Below are 26,247 nucleotides of genomic sequence, written 5' to 3'. Positions count from 1 at the left end.
GGTTTACCCCTTGTTGCTCTCGGTGCTGGTAAACGCCTGACGGTGCAGAATCGCGGTGAACTCTTCCATAAAGTTGTCGTAGTTCAGTTCCAGTTTGTTCACGCGCTGGTTCAGACGGTTGTAAGCCATAACCGCCGGGATAGCCGCAAACAGACCGATAGCGGTCGCAATCAGTGCTTCAGCGATACCCGGTGCAACCATCTGCAACGTCGCCTGCTTCACCGCACCAAGCGCGATAAAGGCGTGCATGATCCCCCACACGGTACCAAACAGACCGATATACGGGCTGATGGAGCCGACAGTGCCGAGGAAAGGAATGTGCGTTTCAAGATTTTCCAGCTCACGGTTCATAGAGATACGCATCGCACGCGAGGCGCCTTCCACGACCGCTTCCGGCGCATGATTGTTTGCACGATGCAGACGAGCAAACTCTTTGAATCCGCTATAGAAAATTTGTTCAGAGCCGGTCAGGTTTTCACGGCGTCCCTGGCTCTCCTGATACAGACGAGAAAGCTCAATGCCCGACCAGAACTTATCTTCAAACGCTTCCGCTTCACGGCCAGCAGCATTGAGGATACGCGTTCTCTGGATGATGATGGCCCAGGATGCGATTGAAAAACCAATCAAAATCAACATGATAAGTTTAACCAGAAGGCTTGCCTTCAGGAACAAATCAAGGATATTCATGTCAGTCACTGCTTAAACTCCGCGACAATAGACTTAGGAAGCGCACGAGGCTTCATTATGGTTGGATCAACACAAACAATCAGTACTTCAGCTGAGTTCAGTACGGTGTTCTCTGCGTTGACTATCCGCTGCGTGAATACCAGTGAGGTCCCGCGCATTGATGTAATTTCAGTTTGGACTTCGAGCATATCGTCGAGTCTGGCAGGCGCAAAATACTCAAGCGTCATCTTGCGTACCACGAAGGCAACTCGCTCAGCCAACAGCACCTGTTGACTAAAGTGATGATGGCGCAGCATCTCTGTGCGTGCCCGTTCATAAAAAGCAACGTAGCTGGCGTGGTAAACCACACCACCGGCATCGGTATCTTCGTAATAGACACGAACCGGCCATCGAAACAGCGTTGTATTCACTTTACATCCTGGTAATGCAATAAAAGTTAATGCTTTTAAACTTCGCTACTATACGCGCGGGAAAGATGGTTTGGAATGGGAGAAAGTAAACGGAGAGTAAATTTTTATGGGCTCGGGTAAGCCCATAACGTTATAGGACGTTTCTTATTCAGAAGAAGAAGAAAATCAATCCGGCGAGAAGGACCAGATCGGCAATGAGCGGGCAGAAAATGCCCTGCCAGTGAACCGCTTTTGGACGAAAGCCCACGCCGTGGATCACCCCGGCACACACCGCCCACATGATGAGGAAGCCGTGCCAGATCTCAAGCTCGCTGGTCTTTGCCGCAAAGCGCGACGGGTCCCAGAAGATACAGCCTGCCAGCAGTAATGCCATCACTAAAGAAAGCGCCCGTAACGGGCGCTTATCCATTACCGCGTAAAGTTTCGCGATAATATTCATCAGTGTTTTTCTTCACCCGCTTTGGTCGCTTCTACGTGCTCAAGCGCCAGGGCAGTAATGACACCAAAGGCACAGGCAAGAAGCGTCCCTAAAATCCATGCGAAATACCACATATTCAGCTCCTTACTTAATACATAGAGTGGGTGTTGCTTTCGATATGTTCTTTAGTGATACGACCGAACATTTTCCAGTAACACCAGATGGTGTAAGCCAGAACAATCGGAACGAACACGCAAGCAACGTAAGTCATTAAGTTCAGCGTCATATGGCTGGAGGTTGCATCCCACATGGTCAGGCTAGCATTCAGCATGGTGCTGGACGGCATGACGAATGGGAACATGGCAATACCCGCCGTCAGGATGATGCACGCCAGCGTCAGTGAAGAGAACACGAACGCCAGAGCACCTTTCTCCAGACGAGACGTCAGCACGGTCAGCAGCGGCAGCAGTACACCCAGAGCCGGGATCGCCCACAGCGCAGGGGTATTGTTGAAGTTCACCAGCCAGGCACCAGCCTGACGCGCCACTTCTTTGGTCAGCGGGTTAGACGGTGCCGAGTGGTTAATCGCGGACGTCACCACGTAACCATCAATGCCGTAGACCACCCACACGCCTGCCAGAGCAAAGCAGACCAGCGTCACCAGTGCCGCAACCTGAGCAGTAGCACGAGAGCGCAGGTGCAGTTCTCCGACAGTACGCATCTGCAGGTAGGTTGCGCCCTGAGTGATGATCATCGCCACGCTCACCACACCGGCCAGCAGACCAAACGGATTCAGCAGCTGGAAGAAGTTACCGGTGTAGTAAAGACGCATGTATTCGTCGAGGTGGAACGGTACGCCCTGCAGCAGGTTACCGAACGCCACGCCAATCACCAACGGTGGAACGAAGCTACCGATGAAGATGCCCCAGTCCCACATGTTGCGCCAGCGGGTGTCTTCAATCTTGGAACGGTAGTCGAAACCGACCGGACGGAAGAATAAAGAGGCCAGCACCAGAATCATCGCCACGTAGAAGCCGGAGAACGCAGCCGCGTAGACCATCGGCCAGGCAGCGAACAGCGCGCCGCCTGCGGTGATCAGCCACACCTGGTTACCGTCCCAGTGAGGGGCGATGGAGTTAATCATGATTCGACGCTCGGTGTCATTGCGACCGAGGAAACGGGTGAGCATCCCCACCCCCATGTCGAAACCATCCGTGACGGCGAAACCGATCAGCAGAACGCCAACCAGCAGCCACCAGATAAAACGCAATACTTCATAATCGATCATTTGATGACTCCTGTCTTAGCGTGCCGGCTGAGTAGTCACAGTGGACTGCTCGTAGTGATAGCGACCGGTTTTCAGGCTGCTTGGGCCAAGGCGCGCGAACTTGAACATCAGGAACAGTTCAGCCACCAGGAACAGGGTGTACAGACCACAGATCAGCAGCATGGAGAAGATCAGGTCGCCTGCCGTCAGGGAGGAGTTCGCTACCGCCGTTGGCAGCACCTCACCAATCGCCCATGGCTGACGGCCGTATTCTGCTACAAACCAGCCGGACTCAATCGCGATCCACGGCAGTGGAATACCGTACAGCGCGGTACGCAGCAGCCATTTTTTCTCGCCGATGCGGTTGCGAATCACGGACCAGAAGGACGCCGCAATGATCAGCAGCATGATGATGCCGCAGCCCACCATGATACGGAATGCGAAGTACAGTGGCGCAACGCGAGGAATCGAGTCTTTGGTCGCCATCTGAATTTGTGCTTCCGTCGCATCAGAAACGTTCGGGGTATAGCGTTTCAGCAGCAGACCGTAACCCAGATCTTTCTTCACGTTGTTGAACTGGTCGCGAACAGCCTGGTCGGTAGAACCGGCACGCAGCTGTTCCAGCAGCGAGTAGGCCTTCATACCGTTACGGATACGCTCTTCGTGCTGAACCATCAGCTCTTTCAGACCCGTTACCTGCTTATCGACAGAACGGGTTGCAATGATACCCAGCGCGTAAGGGATCTGAATGGCGAAGCGGTTTTCCTGCGCGTCCTGATCGGGAATACCGAACAGCGTAAAGGCAGCAGGCGCCGGCTGGGTTTCCCATTCGGCTTCGATAGCGGCCAGTTTGGTTTTCTGCACGTCACCCATTTCGTAACCGGATTCATCACCCAGAACGATAACGGAGAGGATTGCAGCCATACCGAAGCTTGCAGCGATAGCAAAGGAGCGCTTGGCAAACGCGAAGTCACGACCGCGCAGCATATAGTAGGAGCTGATACCCAGCACGAACATCGCGCCGCACACGTAGCCAGATGCCACAGTGTGAACGAATTTAACTTGGGCGACCGGGTTCAGGACCAGTTCGGCAAAGCTGACCATCTCCATGCGCATGGTTTCGAAGTTGAAGTCAGACGCGATCGGGTTCTGCATCCAGCCGTTCGCCACCAGGATCCACAGCGCGGACAGGTTCGAACCTAATGCCACCAGCCAGGTTACGGCCATGTGCTGGACTTTACCCAGACGGTCCCAACCGAAGAAGAACAGACCTACAAAGGTGGATTCGAGGAAGAAGGCCATCAGACCTTCAATGGCCAGCGGCGCACCGAAGATATCCCCTACATAGTGCGAATAGTAAGACCAGTTAGTCCCGAACTGGAACTCCATGGTCAAACCGGTTGCCACGCCCAGCGCAAAGTTGATACCAAACAACTTGCCCCAGAACTTGGTCATATCTTTATAAATCTGTTTGCCGGAGAGGACGTAAACCGTTTCCATGATGGCCAGCAGGAACGCCATACCGAGCGTCAGTGGCACAAACAGGAAGTGGTACATCGCGGTCAAGGCAAACTGTAAGCGCGACAGTTCGACTACGTCTAACATTATGACTCCTTGCTCATCGCATGAAGACTCCGAGAGTGAACCCCATCAGAGAGAGATCCACACGCATGCCCCAATACAAATTATTCGCATCCTGGTCGTCGTTATTACCCTGGAGAAGGATAAAAACGATGACGACAGGTTACAAATAGGTTAATAAAAAACTCAAATTGATCCCGCAAATATAATACGCTGCAAAACCCTTACAATAAACAGGTTTTTATTGAATCACATTTACGTTTTTCGACGGCGATCAATTTATAGCAAAATTACCACTTTTCGGCCATTTTGATCGGGGACAATTTAGCGCTTTTCAGCATCTTTTTCCAAGGATTAAACTTTGATTTAAATCAAAAACAAACCTTGATGTTAATCATGTTTAGTCGCGGTAAGAATGGTAAAAACCATGTTAATGATATGTATATGCAAGGATGCGATTGGTTATCGAAGACGAAAAAAAATATAAACAGAAGTGATTTTAATTAACGCGAAAGAAAAACGCCCTGCCGAAGCGAGACAAACAATAAGCGTAGTCGGGCCAGTTTATTTTTCCATTTTGTTTTTGCAACCCTTAGAAATTACATTTTATTTACTTTTATTATCCCGGAAGTTAACACCGAAGCGTGACTACTTAATGAAAAAAGGCCGCAAACTCTGCGGCCTTTTGATCGTGTCAGCGGTTTTCAGGCAAGAAGAATGCTAAAGGTTCGTGACTGTCCCGGTCTGAACGCCCCGACGATGCCCTCTTCTTCACGATTGTCTATTATCCGTTCATTCATGTCCGTTTCGCAGCACCGTTTCACGGTCGGATCCACGGATAACGTCGCGTCACATGCGCTGGACTCAGAAGGGTTGAACAGACGAAGAATGAGCTCGTCTCGATCTTCAGCCTTTTTGAGCGTACTGAGCACGCATCCCGTTGGCGAAAGCGCCAGCAGACTGTAACTTTCCGGCGTGGTAAACGACGAGCGATTGAGCTTCATCGCGTCCCAGGGAATTTTGTTATAGCACTGCACCGGTGTTAACCACGATTTAGCCTGCTGCGCGACGCCCGCGTTTTCCGGCGTTCCACTGAAGCTGAAGAGGCTAAAGCGACAGCTTAACGAACCGCGCACCTGGGAGTCAGGAACAGGCATTTTGATTCCTGAAGGTCTACCGGGGCGCAACAGCAAATCTTCTTTGCCGAGTAACCCCACGCCGCGAAGCAGGGTCAGGGCAAAGGCTTTTTTATCCTCGCCTACTACTTCAAACTCGCGTAGTCCTTCGGTGAACAGCGCAAGCCCGTTTCGTTTTTCCTGCAGGACGGCATAGTTGAGTAAGTTCCAGACCGGAACCGGCGCTTCTTTCCACCCCTCCTCCTGCCAGTTTTCCATCGCCGCGTCCTGCACCGGACGAGTGAGAGTGCCAAACTGCGTATCCGCTAACACGCCCTGGGTTGTAAACGGCGTTGGGATCAGCACGCGAACGCGGTGGTCGTCAGCCTGATTATCCAGACGCACTGCCACATCAATACGTCTGCTGTGGTGGCTAAGCGTGATTTCAAACTCAGCGCCGAGAGACCCGTTTCGCTGACCCGCCGCGCGTTCGGCCAGATTAGATGGTACCGCGATCTGATGGCGAATCACCGCCCTGCTCTGCCAGCCTTCGTGTATAACCTCGACCTGATGCTCGCCCTGTGCAGAAGTGAGTCTCCACTCTTCCCGCGAAGGCGAGTAGTCGTACTCATCGCCATCATCCGAACTCTCTTCGATTTCCAGCACGCGGTCATAAATCAGCCCGGTTTCTTTGTCGCGCAGGCGCAGCGTACCGTCGTTATTAATATCAATCTGCCAGAAGGCGTTTTCGAGCAAGGATTCGGTGTTTTTCACCGGCGAGAGCACCTTCCCGGCCACGTTTGGTTCGATAAACAGCGTACGGTAGCCCATCGACGGCAGTATCTGGCTGAGCTGAATATCAAACTCCATAAACGGTTCGTAATTACCGTAATGGACAATCTGCCGGTCAATGAGACCAGGGTCGAGCTCGCGCGCGCTGCGAATAAAATACGGGATCTCGTTGCCTTTATCATCCCGCAGACGGAACTGGCTGGCGCGCAGTCGAATCGTGGTGTTCATCACCTCTTCACGCGGCCAGGGCATCAGGTTGAACATCACCAGCTTGTCGGCGTCGCTTTGCGGCATGTTGTCGACAATCTTGCGCATATAGAAACGCACCAGGTTGTCCGCCATGTCCTCAGCCAGCGCAAAGCGGGAGACAATCTCGCGGTGCACCTTGTCGCTGCAGCAGCAGCCGATGCTGTCGTGAGCGTGGTTTTTGAGGATCTCTTTCCACATCTTCTCCAGCAGGCCGTGGTGGTAATCGAAGCCCAGCGTCCAGGCAAGCGTCGCCAGCGGTTCGAGAATATTGACAATTTTGTTCTCGATACGCGCATGGGCGATTTTAATATCCATGCGCGTGGAGCCGATTGTCCGGTGAACACGCATATATTTCCCGTCGATAAACTCCCCTTTCAGGGTCGCCAGCTCATCGCGGCGCGCCTCGATATGGTTAAACACCTCCTCAAAACGGCTCATCACAAATTGACGCTGGGGATAGATTTCACGCAGCTTATCCATCACCGCAAAAATGTTCTGCTGCAGCGGCATTTGATCGTGGCCGTTGGGCAGCAAAATCTCTTTGGTGACGGAGGCCTTTTCCAGAACGTCGAAATAGCTATCGAGCCGTTTTCGCAGCCCGGCTTCGTCCTCCGGTAAGTACTTACCAATCGCGTAGCCCAGCGGCAGCACCTGAGCCGTAACTTCGCTGCCGTCCTGGCTCTGCCAGAGAAACTCGGTTTTATCGGTCCCGTGTCGTTCAGAACAGCCGCGCCAGAACATGGTGCGGGTAATGCCAAATCCGTTATAGATATGCGGAAGCTGGCCGGACATACCAAACGAATCCGGCAGATAACCTATCTTCATCGGCTCGCCGAACGCCATACAGTCCCGGATACCGTACATCAGGTTGCGGACAATCGACTCGCCGCTGACAATAGTGGTATCGGTCTGGGTATACCAGGGGCCAATAATGAGCTTTCCGCGCTCGACTAGCGCCTTCACGCGTGCCCGGTTTTCGGGCACGACGGCAAAATAATCCTCCAGCACCGCCGTCTGGCCATCGAGGACGTAATATTTATATTCATCGTCCTGCTCCAGACGGGTCAGGATCTCTTCCATATTATTGACCAGAAGAATACGTGACTCTTCAGTGGTGAAGTACCACTCACGGTCCCAGTGCATATGCGGCGTGATATGAACGCGAGATACAGCTTTCATCTTCGTTTCCTGTTTTGTGAGTTTTTACGGTATGGCGTCTTCAATGACGTATTTGCCCTTTTTTACCGCCTGGCGTCGCCAGAGCAGCAGAATAAAGGTGGAGATAGCGGTACCCACCAGCGCCGCGCCAAACCAGCCCGCCGCCGCAACCACACCGCTCAACCCGGCATCGTGAAGTAAAAAGAGAGAGAAAATACCGGCCCCCGGGGTGGATAACCCGATCCCCATCGCACCAACAATCGCGCCTGTTACCATGGAGCCGAGCACAAATGAGCCAATGACGCGAAGCGGATCTTCAATCGCCATTGGGATCGCCCCTTCGGTAATGCCCGCCAGGCCGAGCAGCCACGTTGATTTACCGGTTTCAATTTCAAACGGTTTAAAAAACTTCGGCGCCAGCATCGTTGACGCCGTCACGGTAAAGGCCGACACCATTTTGACGGAGGCAAAGATCGCATAGGGACCGTATACCCCGTTAGCCATCGCTCCCAGACAGAACGCGTAAGAGGCTTTGTTGACCGGGCCACCCAAATCGAATGAGCACATAAAGCCGAGGATCGCCCCCAGAAGCAGCGCATTCGCACCGGATAAACCGTTAAGCCAGGCGGTGAGCGTAGTATTAAGCCAGGCCACCGGCTCACCGATCACAAACAGCATCAGGCTGCCCGCACCCAGTACGCCAATAACCGGATAGAGATAAAAGGTTAAAAAACCGTTGAAGCGGCTACTCAGGCGAATGTGATTTTTCACCCAGCGCATCAGGTAACCCGCGATCAGCCCTCCGACGATAGCGCCCAGAAAACCGGAACCGATCATATTGGCTGCAAGCCCGGCCGCAAAGCCCGGCGTCAGCGCGGGTTTATCCGCCAGCGAGTAAGCTGTATAGGCCGCCAGAACGGGTACCATCAGAATGCCGAGCATGCCGCCGCCAAGCTTGCGGTACATCCACAGCCACGAGTTTTCCTGGTCGAACAGGTGCTGCAGGCCCAGAATTTGTGCCAGCAGTACCGACACGGCCAGCACCGTCCCGCCGGCGACGATCAGCGGCACCGCAAAGGAGATACCGCTAAGAAGCGCCTGCTTGAGTTCAGTTTTAACGCTCTTTTTCGTTTCGGGATCGCCATGCACTTGACGTGCATCGGTTGAGGGCTGGAGTGCCAGCGCGCGTTCAATGAGAGCTTCAGCATGGCGCAGAGGTTCCGCAACGGGCACTGAAATGGCGGGGATCCCCTGAAAACGTTCGCTCTCCTTGATCGCCACCTCCGCCGCAAAGATGCAGGCTTTGGCCTCCTGCAGCTGCTGCGCGGTGATGCGTCCCTCAATGCCGTTCGCCCCCTGCTTTTCGACCACTACGTTGACGCCCAGTTTGCGTCCCGCTTTTTCCAGATACTCCGCAGCCATGTAGGTATGGGCGATTCCAGCCGGACAGGCGGTAACGCAGACGATTGTCGGGGCATTTACCGCGACATCGGCCTCTTCCGCATCAGGAGCAGCTTCCAGCGCAGCAAGAACTTCTTCCGCCGTGGAGGCCGCCATCACCCGTGCCCTGAGATCGTCATCCGCCAGGCGAGACGTTAGCTCCGTTAGCACCTGAATATGCGTCGAACCGGCTTGTGCAGGCGGAATAGCGAGCAGAAAAATCAGCTCAACCTTTTCCGGCCCGTCAACGCCTTCCCACTCCAGCGGTTCGCTCAGGGTTGCCACGGCAAAAGCCGCTTCCTTCACGGCTGCTGATTTACCGTGAGGTACTGCCAGTCCTTCTCCCAGCGCCGTCGGGCCAAGCGATTCACGCTGGAAAACTTCCGCCAGAAAGGCATCGGCGTCAGCTATTTTGCCCAGCGTCACCAGCCGCGCTGCAAGCTGACGGATTGCCTCATCACGGCCAGTAAACTGGGCCTGAACGCAGACAGCACGCGGATCGGTCAGAGTCGTCAGGTTCATAAAGATCCTCACCTATAAAAAGTTATTGTCTGGGAAGGATTCTGGCAGACTTAATAATACATTTATGTGATCATTTTCACTAACCGTCAAATTTGTATTTTAGTTGTATTATTTACAAATTATTAGTTGAATGCATAATGCCCTAAAAAGGTATTAAGCAGGCGCGATGAAATGGGCAATAAACCAATGTACCGGCAGATAGCCGATGCGTTCCGCGAGAAAATTAATGCCGGGGAATTAAAACCCGGGGACGCACTCCCGACGGAGTCCAGCCTTCAGGAGGCTTTTAGCGTCAGCCGTGTCACCGTACGGCAGGCTCTGAAGCTGCTCGCCGATGAGCAGATCGTCGAAAGCATTCAGGGCAGCGGCTCGTATGTAAAAGAGGAGCGGGTTAACTACGATATTTACCAGCTCACCGGATTTTACGAAAAGCTGGCGGACCGAAACGTCGATACGCACAGCGACGTCAGGGTCTTCGAAGTGGTGAAAGCCGATGATATGCTCGCGGCACGACTGGCGATCAACCCGGACGATAAAGTCTGGCACGTCAAACGAGTCCGCTTTATCAAACAAAAACCGGTGAATCTGGAAGAAACGTGGATGCCGCTGGCGATGTTCCCCGACCTCACCTGGGAAGTGATGGAGAATTCGAAATACCACTACGTTGAGCAGATCAAGAAGCTGGTTATCGATCGCAGCGAGCAGGAGCTGGTGCCGATCATGCCGTCAGAAGAGGCGATTGCCGCGCTGGCGCTCGATCCGGCAAAGCCGATCCTGGAAAAAGTCTCCCGCGGGTTTCTGAAGGACGGACGGGTATTTGAATACAGCCGCAACGTGTTCAATACCGACGATTACAAGTTCACGCTTGTCGCCAAACGCAGGCAATAAAAAAGGCCGCTTTACAGCGGCCAACCATGTCGAAACGGACATTTTTATACTTCAACGCCCTCCTTTCGGGGAGCAGAGAGGACTTACTTAATGATGGATTTCAGTGCTTCGCCGATATCCGCCAGGCTGCGAACGGTCTTCACGCCTGCGGCTTCCAGCGCTGCGAATTTCTCATCAGCCGTACCTTTACCACCGGCGATGATCGCGCCTGCGTGACCCATACGCTTGCCTTTCGGCGCGGTCACACCCGCGATGTAGCCCACAACTGGCTTGGTCACGTGTTCTTTGATGTAAGCAGCCGCTTCTTCTTCCGCGCTTCCGCCGATCTCACCGATCATCACGATCGCTTCGGTCTGCGGATCTTCCTGGAACAGCTTCAGGATATCGATGAAGTTAGAGCCCGGGATCGGGTCACCGCCGATGCCCACGCAGGTGGACTGGCCGAAGCCGTAATCGGTGGTCTGCTTAACCGCTTCATAGGTCAGGGTACCGGAACGGGACACGATGCCCACTTTACCCGGCTTGTGAATGTGGCCCGGCATGATGCCGATTTTGCATTCGCCCGGGGTGATAACGCCAGGGCAGTTCGGGCCGATCATGCGCACGCCTGCTTCGTCCAGCTTCACCTTCACGGTCAGCATATCCAGCGTCGGGATGCCTTCGGTGATGGTGATGATCAGTTTAATGCCTGCGTCGATCGCTTCCAGAATGGAGTCTTTGCAGAACGGAGCCGGAACGTAGATCACGGTCGCGGTTGCGCCCGTCGCTTCTACCGCTTCACGCACGGTGTTGAACACAGGCAGGCCCAGGTGGGTGGTACCGCCTTTACCTGGCGTTACGCCGCCAACCATCTGCGTACCATAGGCAATCGCCTGTTCGGAGTGGAAAGTCCCCTGGCTACCGGTGAAGCCCTGGCAGATAACCTTGGTATCTTTATTAATTAAAACGGACATTATTTCCCCTCCACTGCGGCAACAACCTGCTGAGCTGCATCCGTCAGACTTTTCGCTGCAATAATATTCAGGCCGCTGTCAGCCAGTTTTTTCGCGCCGAGTTCAGCGTTGTTACCTTCCAGACGCACAACAACCGGAACATTAACACCCACTTCTTCTACCGCACCGATGATACCGTCTGCGATCAGGTCGCAACGGACGATACCGCCGAAGATGTTCACCAGAACAGCCTTCACGTTGTCGTCGGAGAGAATGATTTTAAACGCTTCGGTTACGCGCTCTTTGGTTGCGCCACCGCCCACGTCGAGGAAGTTTGCTGGCTCACCGCCGTGCAGCTTAACGATATCCATGGTGCCCATTGCCAGGCCCGCACCGTTAACCATGCAGCCGATGTTACCATCCAGCGCTACGTAGTTCAGTTCCCACTGTGCCGCCTGCGCTTCACGTGGATCTTCCTGAGACTGATCGCGCATTTCGCGCAGATCCGGCTGGCGGAACAGCGCGTTGCCGTCAGCGCCCAGCTTGCCGTCGAGGCAGATCAGATCGCCCTGGGTGGTGATCACCAGCGGGTTGATCTCGATCAGCGCCAGGTCGCGCTCCAGGAAGATGGTCGCCAGACCCATGAAGATCTTGGTGAACTGCTGAACCAGCTTGCCTTCCAGGCCCAGTTTGAACGCCAGCTCGCGCCCCTGGTAAGGCATTGGGCCCGCCAGCGGATCGATAGCCACTTTGTGGATCAGGTGAGGCGTTTCTTCCGCCACTTTTTCGATTTCCACGCCACCTTCGGTAGACGCCATGAACACCACGCGACGGGAGCTACGGTCAACAACCGCGCCCAGGTACAGCTCTTTCGCGATATCGGTTGCCGCTTCAACCAGGATCTGGTTGACCGGCTGGCCGTTTGCATCTGTCTGGTAGGTCACCAGACGCTTGCCGAGCCAATGTTCAGCAAACGCACGAATCTCTTCTTTGCTCTTAACAACCTTCACACCGCCCGCTTTACCACGGCCACCAGCGTGAACCTGACATTTAACTACCCACGGGCCGGAACCGATTTTAGATGCGGCTTCTTCTGCTTCACGCGGGGTAGTACAGGCATAACCCACCGGAGCCGGTAAGCCATACCGGGCAAACAGCTGTTTGGCCTGATATTCATGTAAGTTCATGTGTTCTATCCATCCTTCAGGTAATCGTTAGGTCGTGCTTTTATTGGCCCGGCAGCCATACGCCGCCGGGCAAGACTGCAAAACTAGACGTCCAGCAGCAGGCGCGTTGGATCTTCCAGCAGCTCTTTAATCGCCACCAGGAAGCCTACGGACTCGCGGCCGTCGATCAGGCGGTGATCGTAAGAGAGCGCCAGGTACATCATCGGCAGGATCTCAACCTTACCGTCTACCGCCATAGGACGATCTTTAATGGCGTGCATACCCAGGATCGCGCTCTGCGGCGGGTTAATGATCGGGGTAGACATCAGCGAGCCGAATACGCCGCCGTTGGTAATGGTGAAGTTACCGCCGGTCAGGTCGTCTACGGTCAGCTTACCGTCGCGGCCTTTAACAGCCAGCTCTTTAATGTTTTTCTCAATATCAGCCATACCCAGGGTATCCACATCACGCAGAACCGGCGTTACCAGGCCACGTGGAGTAGAAACCGCCATGCTGACGTCGAAATAGTTGTGGTAAACCACGTCATCGCCATCGATAGACGCGTTCACTTCCGGATAGCGTTTCAGCGCTTCAACCACCGCCTTCACGTAGAAGGACATAAAGCCCAGACGGATACCGTGACGTTTTTCAAAGGCGTCACCGTACTGCTTACGCAGGTCCATGATTGGCTTCATGTTCACTTCGTTGAAGGTGGTCAGCATCGCGGTGGAGTTTTTCGCTTCCAGCAGACGCTCGGCCACGCGCTTGCGCAGGCGGGTCATTGGCACGCGTTTTTCGCTGCGTGCGCCCAGAGCAGGCTGAGCTGCTGGCGCTGCCGCAGGGGCTTTCGCTTCTGCCTGAGCTGGCGCTTTCGCCAGGTGCTTGTCGATATCTTCGCGCGTCAGACGACCGCCCACACCGGTGCCTTTAATGGCTGCCGGGTCAAGGCTGTGTTCCGCCAGCAGGCGACGGATCGCCGGGCTGAGGGCATCGTTAGACTGTTCTTCCAGAGAAGCCTGCTGGCGCTGAGCCGGCGTAGAGGCTTTCTCTTCAGACTTGGCGCTGGACTCTTTGCCCGCGCTGTTGCCTTCACGCAGGCGACCCAGGATCTGACGAGAGGTGACGGTGGTACCTTCATCTTCCAGCACCGCGTCCAGAACGCCATCCGCCGAAGCCGGTACTTCCAGTACCACTTTGTCAGTTTCGATTTCTACCAGCACTTCATCGCGCTTAACGGCATCGCCTGGTTTTTTGTGCCAGGTAGCGACGGTCGCATCTGCTACGGATTCAGGCAGGTCGGGAACAAGAATATCTACGCTACTCATTATGTATCCTTTAATTAATCGACGTTCAGCGCGTCATTGACCAGATCTTGTTGCTGCTTCTGGTGAACGGACATATACCCTACCGCCGGAGAGGCGGAGGCCGGGCGACCTGCATAGCGCAGGGCTGAACCAAATGGAATCACTTCACGGAAATGATGCTGGCTGCAGTACCATGCGCCCTGGTTGAGCGGCTCTTCCTGGCACCAGACAAAATCATGTACGTGAGCGTACTGTTTCAGCACTTCCTGCATCGCCTGATGCGGGAATGGATAAAGCTGTTCGATACGCACGATGGCGACATCTTTCTGATCGTTCTTACGGCGCTGTTCCAGCAGGTCGTAATAAACCTTACCAGAACACATCACCACACGCTTCACGGCCTGCGGATCCAGCTCGTCAATTTCACCGATGGCCGGCAGGAAGGTGCCGTTCGCCAGCTCATCCAGGCTGGACACCGCCAGCGGATGACGCAGCAGGGATTTCGGCGACATCACCACCAGCGGACGACGCATACCGCGCAGCGCCTGACGACGCAGCATGTGGTAGACCTGAGCCGGGGTGGACGGCACGCAGACCTGCATGTTCTGCTCGGCGCAAAGCTGCAGATAACGTTCCAGACGCGCGGAGGAGTGCTCCGGACCCTGACCTTCATAACCGTGCGGCAGCAGCATCACCAGGCCACACATACGGCCCCACTTCTGCTCGCCGGAGGAGATGAACTGGTCGATAACCACCTGCGCACCGTTGGCGAAGTCACCGAACTGCGCTTCCCAGATGGTCAGGGTGCGCGGTTCTGCCGTGGCGTAACCGTACTCGAAAGCCAGTACCGCTTCTTCAGACAGCACGGAGTCCCAGACCTTGAACTGGCCCTGACCGTTGTGCACGTGCTGCAGCGGGGTGTAGGTTGAACCGTTAGACTGGTTGTGAACCACCGCATGACGGTGGAAGAAGGTGCCGCGGCCCGCATCTTCACCGGACAGACGAACAGGAATGCCTTCGTCAACCAGCGTCGCGTAAGCCAGCGTTTCCGCGCCGCCCCAGTCAAACAGCTTCTCGCCTGCCGCCATGGACTGACGGTCAGCGTAAATTTTCGCCACGCGAGACTGCATCTCGATAGCGTCCGGCACGGTGCTGATGCGTTTAGCCAGCTCCTGCAGGCGCTTCATCTCCACCTTGTTCGGGTAGCTCTCATCCCACTCGTGGTTGAGGTACGGAGACCAGGTAAAGGAGTGCATGTTCATCGGGCGCAGCTCTTTCACTACGCATTCACCCGCGTCCAGCGCGTCGCGGTAGAGGTTGACCATTTCAGTCGCATCTTCCAGCGTCGCCACTTTGTCGCTTTCCAGCTTGTCAGCATAGATTTTGCGCGGGGTCGGGTGTTTTTTGATTTTCTGGTACATCAGCGGCTGGGTTGCACTTGGCTCATCCGCTTCGTTGTGGCCGTGACGGCGGTAGCAGAAGAGGTCAATGAACACATCGCGTTTGAAGGTATTACGGAAGTCCAGCGCCAGGCGAGTAACGAAAGCAACGGCTTCCGGGTCATCCGCGTTAACGTGGAAGATGGGTGCCTGTACCATCTTACCGATGTCGGTGCAGTACGGGGTAGAACGCGCATCCAACGGGTTAGAGGTAGTAAAGCCCACCTGGTTGTTGATCACGATGCGAACGGTACCGCCCACTTCGTAACCACGCGCTTTCGACATGTTCAGGGTTTCCTGAACCACGCCCTGCCCTGTTACCGCCGCATCGCCGTGGATGGTGATTGGCAGCACTTTATTACTGCTTGGCTCGTCCAGACGATCCAGACGCGCGCGTACGGAACCGATAACCACCGGGCTGACGATTTCCAGGTGCGACGGGTTAAACGCCAGCGCCAGGTGAACCAGACCGCCTTCGGTTTCGATATCCGACGAGAAGCCCATGTGGTACTTCACGTCGCCGGTGCCGAGGTGTTCTTTATGTTTGCCCGCGAATTCGTCGAACAGGTCCTGCGGTTTTTTACCCAGCACGTTGACCAGCACGTTCAGACGACCACGGTGCGCCATGCCGAGCACCACTTCACGGGTGCCGCTCTTGCCTGCGTGGCGAATCAGCTCTTTCAGCATCGGCACCAGCGCGTCGCCGCCTTCCAGCGAGAAGCGTTTTGCGCCCGGGAACTTCGCGCCCAGATAGCGCTCAAGCCCTTCCGCTGCGGTCAGTTCACTCAGGAAGCGTTTTTTCTCGTCAGCCGAGAAGGTCGCGTGGCCCGCTACGGATTCGATGCGCTGCTGGATCCAGCGTTTCTCTTCGGTAGAGGTGATGTGCATATATTCCGCGCCGATGGAGCCGCAGTAGGTTTGCTTGAGCGCGTCAATCAGATCGCCCAGCTTCATCGTGTCTTTGCCGATGGCAAAGGAACCTACGTTAAAGCTTTCCTGGAAATCGGCCTCGGTCAGATCGTGATACGCCGGATCGAGATCGGCCACACGGTCTTGTTTCCACAGTCCCAGCGGATCGAGATTCGCATGCTGGTGACCGCGGAAGCGATAAGCGTTGATAAGCTGCAGGACTTTAACCTGTTTCGCATTGGTGTCAGGGTCGGAAATCGCAGAAGAGTAACGTGAGGCATCCTTCGCCAGACGACGGAAATAATCACGTGTTTTGGAATGGAATTGATCCGGTTTGACCCCTGTACCAGGCAACTGCTGGAACATGGAACGCCAGTTTGCGTCCACTGAGTCAGGATCGGTTAAGAAGTCTTCATAGAGCTGTTCTATCCAGCTCTGGTTCGCACCAGAGAGGTAAGAAGAGTCCAGCCAGGCTTTCATTGCGCCGTTCTGCATCGTGATCCCTTAAGCATTTTTATGCTTACTTTCGCCGTAGAAACTACCACGCACACCACGTGTACGTGCCGGGGTTCACCTGCGAGCTCTTATTGGCCCGCGAAGGAACCTTTAGAAACTGTCTAAATAATCTTCGTCGTTCCGGCTGCGACTGCGTTGCGGCTTTCACTCACCCCAGTCACATAGTTAACTATGCTCCAGGGGATTCGTTCAGCCGCGCCTTGTCTCGCGCTGAACGTCTCGATTATTTACTTAACTGGCAGTTTTTAAAGGTTTCTGCAATCTGTTCCCTCTCCCTTAGGGAGAGGGTTAGGGTGAGGGGAACAGCGCTCCCCTCTCACTACTTACGCACTGCGCTGCAGCAGCATCGACTTAATATGACCGATAGCGCGCGTCGGGTTCAGCCCCTTCGGACACACACTGACGCAGTTCATGATGCTATGGCAGCGGAATACGCTGAAAGCGTCACTCAGTCCTTCCAGACGGCTATCGGTTTCGGTGTCGCGGCTATCGATCAGGAAGCGATAGGCAGCCAGCAGACCGGCCGGGCCGATAAACTTGTCCGGGTTCCACCAGAACGACGGGCAGGACGTTGAACAACATGCACAAAGAATACACTCGTACAACCCATCGAGTTTTTCACGCTGCTCAGGAGACTGTAAGTGCTCGCGAGCGGGTGGATTTTGCCCATTATTCAATAAGTAAGGCTTAATCTTCTCATATTGTGCATAGAATTGCCCCATGTCTACCACCAAATCACGCACGACCGGCAGGCCTGGCAGAGGACGGATAACAATTTTCTGACCAGGACGCTGCAACGCTGAAATTGGCGTGATGCAGGCCAGGCCATTTTTGCCGTTCATGTTCACCCCGTCAGAGCCACAAACCCCTTCACGGCAGGAGCGGCGGAACGACAGCGTAGGATCTTTTTCTTTCAGCTGGATTAACGCATCCAGCAGCATCATGTCACGGCCTTCTTCCGCTTCCAGGGTGTAATCCTGCATGCGCGGAGCATCATCAACATCCGGGTTATAACGATAAACTGAGAATTCGAGTTTCATTATCCTGTCTCCGCATTAGTAAGTACGAATCTTCGGCGGGAACGCCGGACGCAGTTTCGGTTCCATATTGACGCTACGACGCGTCATGGTTTCCGACTCTGGCAGATACAGGGAATGGCACAGCCAGTTTTCGTCATCACGATCCGGGAAGTCGAAGCGGCTATGCGCGCCACGGCTTTCGGTACGGAAGTTTGCCGACATCGCCGTCGCGAACGCGGTTTCCATCAGGTTATCCAGCTCCAGGCACTCAACGCGCTGGGTGTTGAACTCGCTGGAGGTGTCGTCCAGACGGGCATTTTTCAGACGCTCGCGGATCGCTTTCAGTTGCTCAAGACCTTTGGCCATCGCGTCGCCTTCGCGGAATACCGAGAAGTTATGCTGCATGCACTCCTGCAGCGCTTTACGGATTTCAACCGGATCTTCGCCGTTACGGTTACCGTTCCAGCGGTTGAGGCGCTCAAGAGAGGCATCGATTTCGTCGTCGGTTGCGTCACGCAGCGCGCCCTGCTCGGCAATGGATTCCTGCAGATGCAGACCCACCGCACGACCAAACACTACCAGGTCCAGCAGCGAGTTGCCGCCCAGACGGTTTGCGCCGTGTACGGACACGCAGGCAATTTCGCCTACGGCGAACAGGCCAGGGATAACCACGTCTTCGCCCTGCTCGTTCACGGTAAGCGCCTGGCCGGTCACTTTGGTCGGAATACCGCCCATCATGTAGTGGCAGGTTGGGATAACCGGAATCGGCTCTTTCACCGGGTCGACGTGGGCGAAGGTGCGGGACAGTTCCAGGATGCCCGGCAGACGGGATTCCAGCACCTCTTTACCCAGATGGTCGAGCTTCAGCTTCGCGTGTGGACCCCATGGGCCGTCACAGCCGCGGCCTTCACGGATTTCGATCATGATGGAACGCGCCACCACGTCACGACCCGCCAGGTCTTTCGCATTCGGGGCATAACGCTCCATGAAGCGCTCGCCGTGTTTGTTCAGCAGGTAGCCACCTTCACCACGGCAGCCTTCTGTTACCAGCACGCCCGCACCGGCGATACCGGTTGGGTGGAACTGCCACATCTCCATATCCTGCACCGGCACGCCCGCGCGGATAGCCATACCGACACCGTCACCGGTGTTGATGTGGGCGTTGGTGGTGGACTGGTAAATACGGCCTGCGCCGCCGGTCGCCAGCACGGTAGCGCGGGCTTTGAAGTAAACCACTTCACCGGTTTCGATGCACAGCGCGGTACAGCCCACGATCGCGCCATCGGCGTTTTTCACCAGATCCAGCGCGTACCACTCGGAGAAGATGGTGGTGTGGTTTTTCAGGTTCTGCTGATACAGGGTGTGCAGCAGCGCGTGGCCGGTACGGTCAGCCGCCGCCGCGGTACGTGCCGCCTGCTCGCCGCCGAAGTTTTTCGACTGGCCGCCAAACGGACGCTGATAGATGGTGCCATTTTCCAGACGGGAGAACGGCAGCCCCATGTGATCCAGCTCCAGAATCGCTTCCGGGCCGGTTTTACACATATATTCGATGGCATCCTGGTCGCCGATATAGTCGGAACCTTTAACCGTGTCGTACATGTGCCATTCCCAGTTATCTTCGTGGGAGTTACCCAGCGCAACGGTGATACCGCCCTGCGCAGACACAGTGTGGGAACGGGTCGGGAACACTTTAGAGAGCAGCGCACAGGTCTGGCCGCTCTGGGAAATTTGTAGTGCGGCACGCATACCTGCGCCACCGGCACCAATTACAACAGCATCAAATTCTCTGACTGGCAGTTTCATTACACACCCCACACCACAACGAATCCATAAATAACGTAAACCACCAGTGCAACAACAATGGCCAGCTGCAGCGGGAGGCGAATCGCCAGCGGTTTAACGTAATCGGTCAACACCTGCCACATGCCAATCCAGGCATGAATAAGGATGGAGAACAGGGCCAGCAGGGTGAACACTTTGGTGAAGGCGGATCCGAAGAACCCACTCCAGATTTCCCACGTCAGCGTGCCGCTGGTCGCGAAGAAACCGATCATATAGATGATGTAAAGGGTGAGAACGATAGCGGTAGCACGGACCAGAATGAAGTCATGTACGCCGTTGCGTCCTAATGCGGAGGCGTTGCTTACCATACGAGAACTCCTGCGAGAAGTGAAAGCACGACAGTAATCACAAATGAAATGTTTGCGGAGCGTTTCCCGGCTTCGAAGGTCTCTTCGAGATAGCCAAAGTCCATCAGCATATGGCGAACACCCACGACGACGTGGTATGCCAGCGCGGTCAGAATGCCCCACATGATGAATTTCACGAAGAAGCTGTTCATGATGGCCGAAGCCTGGAGGAATCCTTCAGGGGAAGAGAGGCTGGTGCCCAGTAACCACAGCAAAATACCGACCGCCACAAACGTAATCACACCAGAAACACGGTGCAGAATGGACGCTATTGCTGTTACGGGGAACCGGATCGTTTTCAGATCCAGATTGACAGGTCTTTGTTTTTTCACATTTCTTATCATGAATAACGCCCACATGCTGTTCTTATTGTTTCCTTCCTCCGGACTGCGATGCGGGTCAAGCAGCGTTCCTTTTCTATAACTGCGCGTCATGCAAAACATTGCTTCCAGATGCTAAAACGACACGTTACAACGCTGGGTGGCTCGGGATTGCAGGGTGTTCCGGAGACCTGGCGGCAGTATAGGCCGTTCACAAAATCATTACAATTAACCTACATACAGTTTGTTGGGTTTTCTCTGGAACAGTGATCAGGGTCACGATAACAACATCTTTTTAATTTTTAATCATCTGATTTGACAAATGTTAAACAATATTGTTACAAACGTCATCAGAAAAGGCATATAATGCGCAAAAGTTATGAGGTCTCTCTTTCACCTGACAAATAGTTATGTAACAGTGTGATGGTATTGACCGAAGTTATCAGGACAGTTATTAGTGATATACAGGTTTGAATAATTCGGACTGCAAAAACGCTGATTTGCTGTTGTTTCACTGATATTTCATTCGTTTACCTGCAAGGCGCCATAGCTCTGTACCCTGGTTACTCCTCGTGAGCTGAGCGGTAAGCCAAATAACAATCTGGTAACGGTGATTAACAGCTGAATGCAAATCCGGTAAAAGCAGTCTTAAGCATAAGGCGCTAAGGAGACCGTAAATGGCTGATACAAAGGCAAAACTCACCCTAAATGGTGATGATGCTATTGAACTGGATGTGCTAAAAGGCACGCTCGGTCAGGATGTTATTGATATCCGTTCGCTGGGTTCCAAAGGAGTATTTACCTTTGACCCTGGATTTACCTCTACCGCATCTTGCGAATCCAAAATCACCTACATTGACGGTGACGAAGGTATCCTGCTCCATCGCGGCTTCCCCATCGATCAGTTAGCCACCGAATCCAACTACCTGGAAGTGTGCTACATCCTGCTGAACGGCGAAAAGCCGACGCAGGCGCAATACGATGAATTCAAAACCACCGTAACCCGTCACACCATGATCCATGAGCAGATTACCCGTCTGTTCCATGCGTTCCGTCGTGACTCTCACCCGATGGCGGTGATGTGCGGTATTACCGGTGCGCTGGCGGCGTTCTACCACGATTCTCTTGACGTGAATAACCCGCGTCACCGTGATATCGCGGCGTTCCGTCTGCTGTCCAAAATGCCTACCATGGCGGCGATGTGTTACAAATACTCCATCGGCCAGCCGTTTGTGTACCCACGTAACGACCTCTCCTACGCCGGTAACTTCCTGCGCATGATGTTCTCCACGCCGTGCGAAGAGTACGAAGTGAACCCGGTGCTGGAACGCGCAATGGACCGTATTCTGATCCTGCACGCTGACCACGAACAGAACGCCTCTACCTCTACCGTCCGTACCGCAGGCTCTTCAGGCGCGAACCCGTTCGCCTGTATCGCTGCGGGCATCGCCTCCCTGTGGGGACCGGCGCACGGCGGCGCGAACGAAGCGGCTCTGAAGATGCTGGAAGAGATCAGCACCGTTGAGCATATTCCTGAGTTCGTGCGTCGTGCGAAAGACAAGAATGACTCCTTCCGCCTGATGGGCTTCGGTCACCGTGTTTACAAAAACTACGACCCGCGCGCCACCGTCATGCGTGAGACCTGCCACGAAGTGCTGAAAGAGCTGGGTACCAAAGATGATCTGCTGGAAGTGGCGATGGAGCTGGAACACATCGCGCTGAACGACCCGTACTTCATCGAGAAGAAACTCTACCCGAACGTCGATTTCTACTCTGGCATTATTCTGAAAGCGATGGGCATTCCGTCTTCCATGTTCACCGTGATCTTCGCCATGGCGCGTACCGTGGGCTGGATTGCGCACTGGAACGAAATGCACAGCGAAGGCATGAAAATTGCTCGTCCTCGTCAGCTGTATACCGGCTACGAGCAGCGTGATTTTAAGTCTGATATTAAGCGCTAATAAACACGCCCGACGGCGCTTCGCTTGCCGGGCCTATAAGTGCGAAATGTAGGCCGGGTAAGGCGTAGCCGCCACCCGGCTTTTTTACGTCTGGCACCGAGGACACCAGTAAAACGGTCGTGAAGAGAGCGTGGTCTTCTCAATTATCCCGCCACACCGCTCGCACTTCTTACCCGCCCGATGAAACACCTTGAACCGGAACAGCGCCCCGTGATGTTTGTTCTCATCCACCACGTCGCGCGTGTTGTAAGACAGCCGCGGAATATCCAGCAGCGCCTCCGACAGCGCCTCCAGCTGTTCATCGCTCAGCTGCGAGGCTTTGTGCTGCGGCGCCAGCCCCACTTCCCAGAGGATCTCCACCCGCAGGTAGTTACCTAATCCGGCCAGGAACGCCTGATCGAGCAACAGCCCGGAAAACTGACGGTTGCGGAATTTTGGTGATAACAGACGTGCCTTCACGTCGCTCGCCGTCAGGCGCATGTCCAGCACGTCCGGCCCGACACGCTGAAGAAATGGATGCGTGAGCAGTTGCTCCGGCGTTAACATTTCGATATCTGACGCGCTGTACAGCAGGATCGCCTTATCCGCCGTTTGCAGCCTGACGCGCAGCACGCGGGTGGTTTGCGGCTGTTCACCCGACTCCACCACGCGCCAGACGCCGTAAAGCTGGTTATGGCTATATAACGTCAGGTTATGGGAAAAATGCGTGAGCAACGCTTTGCCGCGCGTTTCAATGTGGGTCACCGTCTGCCCCTCCAGCTCTGATTCAAACGGTTTTAGCTGAGGAAAAGCAAACCAGACATCGGTCAGGGGTTTGCCCTTTATCGCCGCCTCCAGGCTATCCGCCGCGCGGCGGATCTCCGGACCTTCTGGCATTTTTGTGTCCTTATCGTCATTATTCGGCGCTGACGAGGATGCCCTCTTCAGAGAACGCTGCCCGCAGGCGGCGCGCGAACTGGAGCGCATGCTCACCGTCGCCGTGTAAACACACCGTATCGGCCTGAACAATTGCCGAAGTTCCATCCACGGCGGTAACCCGCCCGGCGCGCACCATCTCCAGCGTCTGCGCCAGCGCTTTGCCTTCATCAGTAATCAGCGCACCGGCCTGCGTGCGCGGAACCAGACTGCCGTCCGGCATGTATCCCCGATCGGCAAACACTTCCTGGCGCGTCGTTAGCCCCAGCCGCTTTCCGGCGCGAATAAGCTCGCTGCCCGCCAGGCCCACCAAAATCAGCTGCGGATTGCAGTCCCGCACCGCGCGGGCAATGGCGTCCGCCAGAGCAGCATCTTTCGCCGCCTGATTGTAGAGCATACCGTGCGGCTTCACGTGGCGCAGCACGCCGTGCTCAGCACGCACCATCGCCTTCAGCGCACCGATCTGGTAGAGCATTTGCGCGTAGATCGTCTCAGGGGGCAGATCCATCGCCGTGCGGCCAAAGTTCTCCCGGTCAGGGAAGCTCGGGTGAGCGCCAATCGCCACGCCGTTTTTAATGGCATTACGCACGCTCTCCAGCATGATTTGAGCATCCCCCGCGTGAAAGCCGCAGGCGATATTGACCGAGGAGACCAGGGTCATCAGTTCCGCATCGGCGCTGCTGCCCTCCCCCAGATCGGCGTTTAAATCAATCTTTACCATCAAGCCTCCACGCCAGCTGTTCGAGATAACGCTGCTGATCTTGCCGCGCTTTCAGCGCCTCCTCCAGCGAACACTGTACGAAATGAATCGGCTGGCCGAGAGGAATTTGCGCCAGATGGTAGCGATCCGCGTCGATAATACAGGCAATGCGCGGGTAACCGCCGGTGGTTTGCGCATCGTTCATCAGCACGATGGGCTGCCCGTTGCCTGGCACCTGAATCACGCCCGGCAGCAAGCCGTGGGAAAGCAGCTCCCGGTCCGTCGTGCGGGTCAGCGGCTGCCCCTGCAGACGGTAGCCCATGCGGTTACTCTGCGGGCTGATCTTCCACGGCGCGCGCCAGAACGACTCTTTAGAAGCCTCATCAAACTCCTGATATTCCGGTCCCGGCAAGGCGCGGATCACGTTCCCCCACAGCAGCTGTTTTACGCCCTGCGTGGTGGAGAAATGGCGCGCTGACGGCTTAATCGCCAGGCGATCCCCGTCGCGCAGCAGGCGCCCTTCATGTCCACCGATGCCCGCTTTTTGATCGGTACTGGATGACCCCAATACCTCCGGCACGTCAATGCCCCCCGCCACCGCAAGATAGCTACGCACGCCGTGGAGCGGACGTTTGAGCGTCAAGCGCTGCCCGGCCTTCGCCCGCAGGCGCCAGCCGGTCCACACCGCTTTGCCGTCCAGTGTCGCGTCGCAGCCCGCGCCGGTTAAGGCGAACCAGGTCTCCTGACCAAACTCAATCACACACTGACCCAGAGTAATTTCTAGCGCCGCCGTACTGCCCGGGTTGCCGACCAGCAGGTTAGCAATCTCCAGAGATGGACGATCGAGCGCGCCGCAGTAGCTCACGCCGGACTGGCGCATGCCAAAGCGCCCGGCATCCTGAACGGAGGTGTAAAGCCCCGCGCGAATAAGCGTTAACATACCCCCTCCTTCTGCGGGATAAAGCGCAGGGTATCACCTGGTTGCAGGAGGATCGGCGCATCCTGCCCCGGTTCAAATAGCGGCATGGAGGTGTGCCCGATAAGCTGCCAGCCACCCGGTGAGGTAAGCGGATAAATTCCAGTTTGTTCACCGCCAATCGCCACCGTTCCCGCGGGAACGCTCAGGCGCGGTTCGGCCCGACGCGGGGTATGCAGCCGGGGAGATAGTCCGCCCAGATACGGAAAGCCCGGCTGAAAACCCAGAAACCAGACGACGTACTCCACCGAGCTGTGCAGTTCAACAACCTGCTTTTCCGTGAGCCCACAGTGTTCGGCTACTACGCGCAGATCGGGGCCACCCTTACCGCCATAAACAACCGGGATCTCAATCGTCCTCGATTCAGGCTCCAGCGCTTCGCTCTCCTCCCACCAGCGCTGCAGGCGCTCAATCGCATCCAGCGCCCCCGTGTGCGGGTTACGCAACACCACCGTGATATTATTCATACCCGGAATGGCCTCAACGACGCCCGGCATGTCGGGCAGACGCTGTGCCAGCCGCCAGATACGCTTCTGCGTGGCGAGCGTAACCGGCGGTTCAAGCTCCAGAACGACTGCGGTTTCACCCAGAAGATAACAACGCGCTCGCTGCACTTAACTACCTCTCATCAGGCCGGATTAGGAATATCAATAAAAGTCACATCAAGATCGGTATTTTCCGTCAGCCACTCGCTGAGGGCGCGAATACCGCCGCGCTCGGTAGCGTGGTGGCCTGCCGCGTAAAAATGCAGCCCCTGCTCGCGCGCAGAGTGAACCGTCTGCTCGGAGACTTCGCCGGTAATAAACGCATCGACACCAAAGCGCGCGGCGCTGTCGATAAAGCCCTGACCGCCGCCGGTACACCAGGCCACACGCTTCACCTTATCCGGCCCGGTATCGCCGCACCACAGCGGATGACGCCCCAGGCGCGCCTCGATCCAGGAAGCCAGCTCCAGGCCCGGTACCGGCATCGACAGTTCACCCCACGGCACCAGCGGCTCGATTTCGCCCATTACGGTAATCCCCAACAGCTGCGCCAGCTGGACGTTATTCCCCAGTTCCGGATGTGCATCCAGCGGCAGATGGTAACCGTACAGATTGATGTCATTCGCCAGCAGCGTTTTGAGGCGATTGCGCTTCATGCCGCGAATAATCGGCGATTCGTTTTTCCAGAAGTAGCCGTGATGGACAATCACCGCATCGGCGTCCTGACGCACCGCCTCATCCAGCAGCGCCTGGCTTGCCGTCACGCCGGTGATGATTTTCTGCACCGTTTCGCGCCCTTCCACCTGCAGGCCATTCGGGCCGTAGTCGCTGAAGGAGGCGGTATTAAGCTTTTCGTTAATCAGGCGTTCCAGTTCACTGTTTTTCATCA

General features: G+C 55.4%; 23 protein-coding genes. 2 read left to right on the top strand and 21 right to left on the bottom strand.

What is annotated here, in order from left to right:
* Positions 1–3: 3 nt before the first annotated feature.
* From tolQ to mngA, 8 genes are all read right to left on the bottom strand, one after another.
* Positions 4–696: a Tol-Pal system protein TolQ gene (tolQ, locus tag HBM95_06795; GenBank protein NIH42643.1), complete on the bottom strand. Its 693-nt coding sequence runs from the start codon at positions 694–696 to the stop codon at positions 4–6.
* Positions 693–1,097: a tol-pal system-associated acyl-CoA thioesterase gene (ybgC, locus tag HBM95_06790; GenBank protein ID NIH42642.1), complete on the bottom strand. Its 405-nt coding sequence runs from the start codon at positions 1,095–1,097 to the stop codon at positions 693–695. Before ybgC ends, tolQ begins: the two co-directional genes overlap by 4 nt.
* A 148-nt stretch (positions 1,098–1,245) precedes the next feature.
* A complete protein-coding gene (gene ybgE / locus HBM95_06785) occupies positions 1,246–1,536 on the bottom strand; it encodes a cyd operon protein YbgE (protein NIH42641.1) in 291 nt (96 codons plus the stop codon).
* Positions 1,536–1,649, bottom strand: coding sequence for a cytochrome bd-I oxidase subunit CydX (gene cydX / locus HBM95_06780; GenBank protein NIH42640.1), 114 nt, complete (start codon positions 1,647–1,649; stop codon positions 1,536–1,538). Before cydX ends, ybgE begins: the two co-directional genes overlap by 1 nt.
* A gap of 14 nt (positions 1,650–1,663) precedes the next feature.
* Positions 1,664–2,803 carry a cytochrome d ubiquinol oxidase subunit II gene (gene cydB / locus HBM95_06775; GenBank protein NIH42639.1) on the bottom strand — a complete coding sequence of 380 codons (1,140 nt, stop codon included), beginning with the start codon at positions 2,801–2,803 and terminating at the stop codon, positions 1,664–1,666.
* Between the two features lie 15 nt (positions 2,804–2,818).
* Entirely contained in the window at positions 2,819–4,387 is a 1,569-nt protein-coding gene (cydA, locus tag HBM95_06770; GenBank protein NIH42638.1) for a cytochrome ubiquinol oxidase subunit I, read from the bottom strand.
* A 680-nt stretch (positions 4,388–5,067) separates the two neighbouring features.
* Positions 5,068–7,698: a mannosylglycerate hydrolase gene (gene mngB, locus HBM95_06765; GenBank protein NIH42637.1), complete on the bottom strand. Its 2,631-nt coding sequence runs from the start codon at positions 7,696–7,698 to the stop codon at positions 5,068–5,070.
* A gap of 24 nt (positions 7,699–7,722) precedes the next feature.
* Complete coding sequence (mngA, locus tag HBM95_06760; protein ID NIH42636.1) at positions 7,723–9,639, bottom strand: PTS 2-O-a-mannosyl-D-glycerate transporter subunit IIABC; 1,917 nt, start codon at positions 9,637–9,639, stop codon at positions 7,723–7,725.
* Between the two features lie 171 nt (positions 9,640–9,810).
* On the opposite strand from mngA, the gene HBM95_06755 reads away from it, so the two are divergent.
* A complete protein-coding gene (locus HBM95_06755) occupies positions 9,811–10,527 on the top strand; it encodes a GntR family transcriptional regulator (protein ID NIH42635.1) in 717 nt (238 codons plus the stop codon).
* A gap of 83 nt (positions 10,528–10,610) precedes the next feature.
* Here the strand turns inward: HBM95_06755 and sucD are convergent, their stop codons facing one another.
* The 8 genes from sucD to sdhC form a co-directional block, all read right to left on the bottom strand.
* Positions 10,611–11,480 (bottom strand): succinate--CoA ligase subunit alpha, encoded by an 870-nt coding sequence (sucD, locus tag HBM95_06750; protein NIH42634.1) that lies wholly within the window; start codon positions 11,478–11,480, stop codon positions 10,611–10,613.
* Positions 11,480–12,646: an ADP-forming succinate--CoA ligase subunit beta gene (gene sucC, locus HBM95_06745; GenBank protein ID NIH42633.1), complete on the bottom strand. Its 1,167-nt coding sequence runs from the start codon at positions 12,644–12,646 to the stop codon at positions 11,480–11,482. Before sucC ends, sucD begins: the two co-directional genes overlap by 1 nt.
* Positions 12,647–12,729: 83 nt before the next feature.
* Positions 12,730–13,950, bottom strand: a complete 1,221-nt coding sequence (gene odhB, locus HBM95_06740; protein ID NIH42632.1) for a 2-oxoglutarate dehydrogenase complex dihydrolipoyllysine-residue succinyltransferase — start codon at positions 13,948–13,950, stop codon at positions 12,730–12,732.
* Between the two features lie 14 nt (positions 13,951–13,964).
* On the bottom strand, positions 13,965–16,772 hold the full coding sequence (gene sucA / locus HBM95_06735; GenBank protein NIH42631.1) for a 2-oxoglutarate dehydrogenase E1 component: 2,808 nt from the start codon (positions 16,770–16,772) through the stop codon (positions 13,965–13,967).
* Positions 16,773–17,116: 344 nt separating this feature from the next.
* Complete coding sequence (gene sdhB, locus HBM95_06730) at positions 17,117–17,833, bottom strand: succinate dehydrogenase iron-sulfur subunit SdhB (protein NIH42630.1); 717 nt, start codon at positions 17,831–17,833, stop codon at positions 17,117–17,119.
* Between the two features lie 15 nt (positions 17,834–17,848).
* Positions 17,849–19,615 carry a succinate dehydrogenase flavoprotein subunit gene (gene sdhA / locus HBM95_06725; protein ID NIH42629.1) on the bottom strand — a complete coding sequence of 589 codons (1,767 nt, stop codon included), beginning with the start codon at positions 19,613–19,615 and terminating at the stop codon, positions 17,849–17,851.
* Positions 19,615–19,962, bottom strand: coding sequence for a succinate dehydrogenase membrane anchor subunit (gene sdhD, locus HBM95_06720; protein NIH42628.1), 348 nt, complete (start codon positions 19,960–19,962; stop codon positions 19,615–19,617). Before sdhD ends, sdhA begins: the two co-directional genes overlap by 1 nt.
* Complete coding sequence (gene sdhC, locus HBM95_06715; protein NIH42627.1) at positions 19,956–20,360, bottom strand: succinate dehydrogenase cytochrome b556 subunit; 405 nt, start codon at positions 20,358–20,360, stop codon at positions 19,956–19,958. The genes sdhD and sdhC overlap by 7 nt, the downstream gene beginning before the upstream one ends.
* 638 nt (positions 20,361–20,998) lie before the next feature.
* Between sdhC and HBM95_06710 the strand changes: the two genes are divergently transcribed.
* Positions 20,999–22,282, top strand: a complete 1,284-nt coding sequence (locus tag HBM95_06710; GenBank protein NIH42626.1) for a citrate synthase — start codon at positions 20,999–21,001, stop codon at positions 22,280–22,282.
* Between the two features lie 84 nt (positions 22,283–22,366).
* Here HBM95_06710 and nei read toward each other — a convergent pair whose 3' ends face one another.
* The 5 genes from nei to HBM95_06685 are packed head-to-tail and all read right to left on the bottom strand — an operon-like array spanning position 22,367 to position 26,245.
* Positions 22,367–23,158 (bottom strand): endonuclease VIII, encoded by a 792-nt coding sequence (gene nei, locus HBM95_06705; protein ID NIH42625.1) that lies wholly within the window; start codon positions 23,156–23,158, stop codon positions 22,367–22,369.
* A 19-nt stretch (positions 23,159–23,177) separates the two neighbouring features.
* Positions 23,178–23,918 (bottom strand): 5-oxoprolinase subunit PxpA, encoded by a 741-nt coding sequence (gene pxpA, locus HBM95_06700; GenBank protein NIH42624.1) that lies wholly within the window; start codon positions 23,916–23,918, stop codon positions 23,178–23,180.
* Positions 23,905–24,837 carry a biotin-dependent carboxyltransferase family protein gene (locus HBM95_06695; GenBank protein ID NIH42623.1) on the bottom strand — a complete coding sequence of 311 codons (933 nt, stop codon included), beginning with the start codon at positions 24,835–24,837 and terminating at the stop codon, positions 23,905–23,907. Before HBM95_06695 ends, pxpA begins: the two co-directional genes overlap by 14 nt.
* Entirely contained in the window at positions 24,831–25,487 is a 657-nt protein-coding gene (gene pxpB, locus HBM95_06690) for a 5-oxoprolinase subunit PxpB (protein ID NIH42622.1), read from the bottom strand. The genes HBM95_06695 and pxpB overlap by 7 nt, the downstream gene beginning before the upstream one ends.
* A gap of 14 nt (positions 25,488–25,501) precedes the next feature.
* Positions 25,502–26,245: a type 2 GTP cyclohydrolase I gene (locus tag HBM95_06685; GenBank protein ID NIH42621.1), complete on the bottom strand. Its 744-nt coding sequence runs from the start codon at positions 26,243–26,245 to the stop codon at positions 25,502–25,504.
* Positions 26,246–26,247 lie beyond the last annotated feature (2 nt).

It is taken from the genome of Enterobacter asburiae, assembly GCA_011754535.1.
Lineage (GTDB): Bacteria > Pseudomonadota > Gammaproteobacteria > Enterobacterales > Enterobacteriaceae > Enterobacter > Enterobacter cloacae_N.
This window is presented reverse-complemented; position numbering and strand designations above follow the sequence as displayed.

What these genes read in the sequence shown, in the direction of transcription:
- sdhA (NIH42629.1), bottom strand. Translation starts at nt 19,615, where the DNA reads ATGAAACTGCCAGTCAGAGAATTTGATGCTGTTGTAATTGGTGCCGGT.
- cydA (NIH42638.1), bottom strand. Translation starts at nt 4,387, where the DNA reads ATGTTAGACGTAGTCGAACTGTCGCGCTTACAGTTTGCCTTGACCGCG.
- sucC (NIH42633.1), bottom strand. Translation starts at nt 12,646, where the DNA reads ATGAACTTACATGAATATCAGGCCAAACAGCTGTTTGCCCGGTATGGC.
- cydB (NIH42639.1), bottom strand. Translation starts at nt 2,803, where the DNA reads ATGATCGATTATGAAGTATTGCGTTTTATCTGGTGGCTGCTGGTTGGC.
- HBM95_06755 (NIH42635.1), top strand. Translation starts at nt 9,811, where the DNA reads ATGGGCAATAAACCAATGTACCGGCAGATAGCCGATGCGTTCCGCGAG.
- odhB (NIH42632.1), bottom strand. Translation starts at nt 13,950, where the DNA reads ATGAGTAGCGTAGATATTCTTGTTCCCGACCTGCCTGAATCCGTAGCA.
- HBM95_06695 (NIH42623.1), bottom strand. Translation starts at nt 24,837, where the DNA reads ATGTTAACGCTTATTCGCGCGGGGCTTTACACCTCCGTTCAGGATGCC.
- sdhB (NIH42630.1), bottom strand. Translation starts at nt 17,833, where the DNA reads ATGAAACTCGAATTCTCAGTTTATCGTTATAACCCGGATGTTGATGAT.
- mngB (NIH42637.1), bottom strand. Translation starts at nt 7,698, where the DNA reads ATGAAAGCTGTATCTCGCGTTCATATCACGCCGCATATGCACTGGGAC.
- sdhD (NIH42628.1), bottom strand. Translation starts at nt 19,962, where the DNA reads ATGGTAAGCAACGCCTCCGCATTAGGACGCAACGGCGTACATGACTTC.
- sdhC (NIH42627.1), bottom strand. Translation starts at nt 20,360, where the DNA reads ATGTGGGCGTTATTCATGATAAGAAATGTGAAAAAACAAAGACCTGTC.
- pxpA (NIH42624.1), bottom strand. Translation starts at nt 23,918, where the DNA reads ATGGTAAAGATTGATTTAAACGCCGATCTGGGGGAGGGCAGCAGCGCC.
- HBM95_06710 (NIH42626.1), top strand. Translation starts at nt 20,999, where the DNA reads ATGGCTGATACAAAGGCAAAACTCACCCTAAATGGTGATGATGCTATT.
- sucD (NIH42634.1), bottom strand. Translation starts at nt 11,480, where the DNA reads ATGTCCGTTTTAATTAATAAAGATACCAAGGTTATCTGCCAGGGCTTC.
- HBM95_06685 (NIH42621.1), bottom strand. Translation starts at nt 26,245, where the DNA reads ATGAAAAACAGTGAACTGGAACGCCTGATTAACGAAAAGCTTAATACC.
- sucA (NIH42631.1), bottom strand. Translation starts at nt 16,772, where the DNA reads ATGCAGAACGGCGCAATGAAAGCCTGGCTGGACTCTTCTTACCTCTCT.
- cydX (NIH42640.1), bottom strand. Translation starts at nt 1,649, where the DNA reads ATGTGGTATTTCGCATGGATTTTAGGGACGCTTCTTGCCTGTGCCTTT.
- ybgE (NIH42641.1), bottom strand. Translation starts at nt 1,536, where the DNA reads ATGAATATTATCGCGAAACTTTACGCGGTAATGGATAAGCGCCCGTTA.
- mngA (NIH42636.1), bottom strand. Translation starts at nt 9,639, where the DNA reads ATGAACCTGACGACTCTGACCGATCCGCGTGCTGTCTGCGTTCAGGCC.
- nei (NIH42625.1), bottom strand. Translation starts at nt 23,158, where the DNA reads ATGCCAGAAGGTCCGGAGATCCGCCGCGCGGCGGATAGCCTGGAGGCG.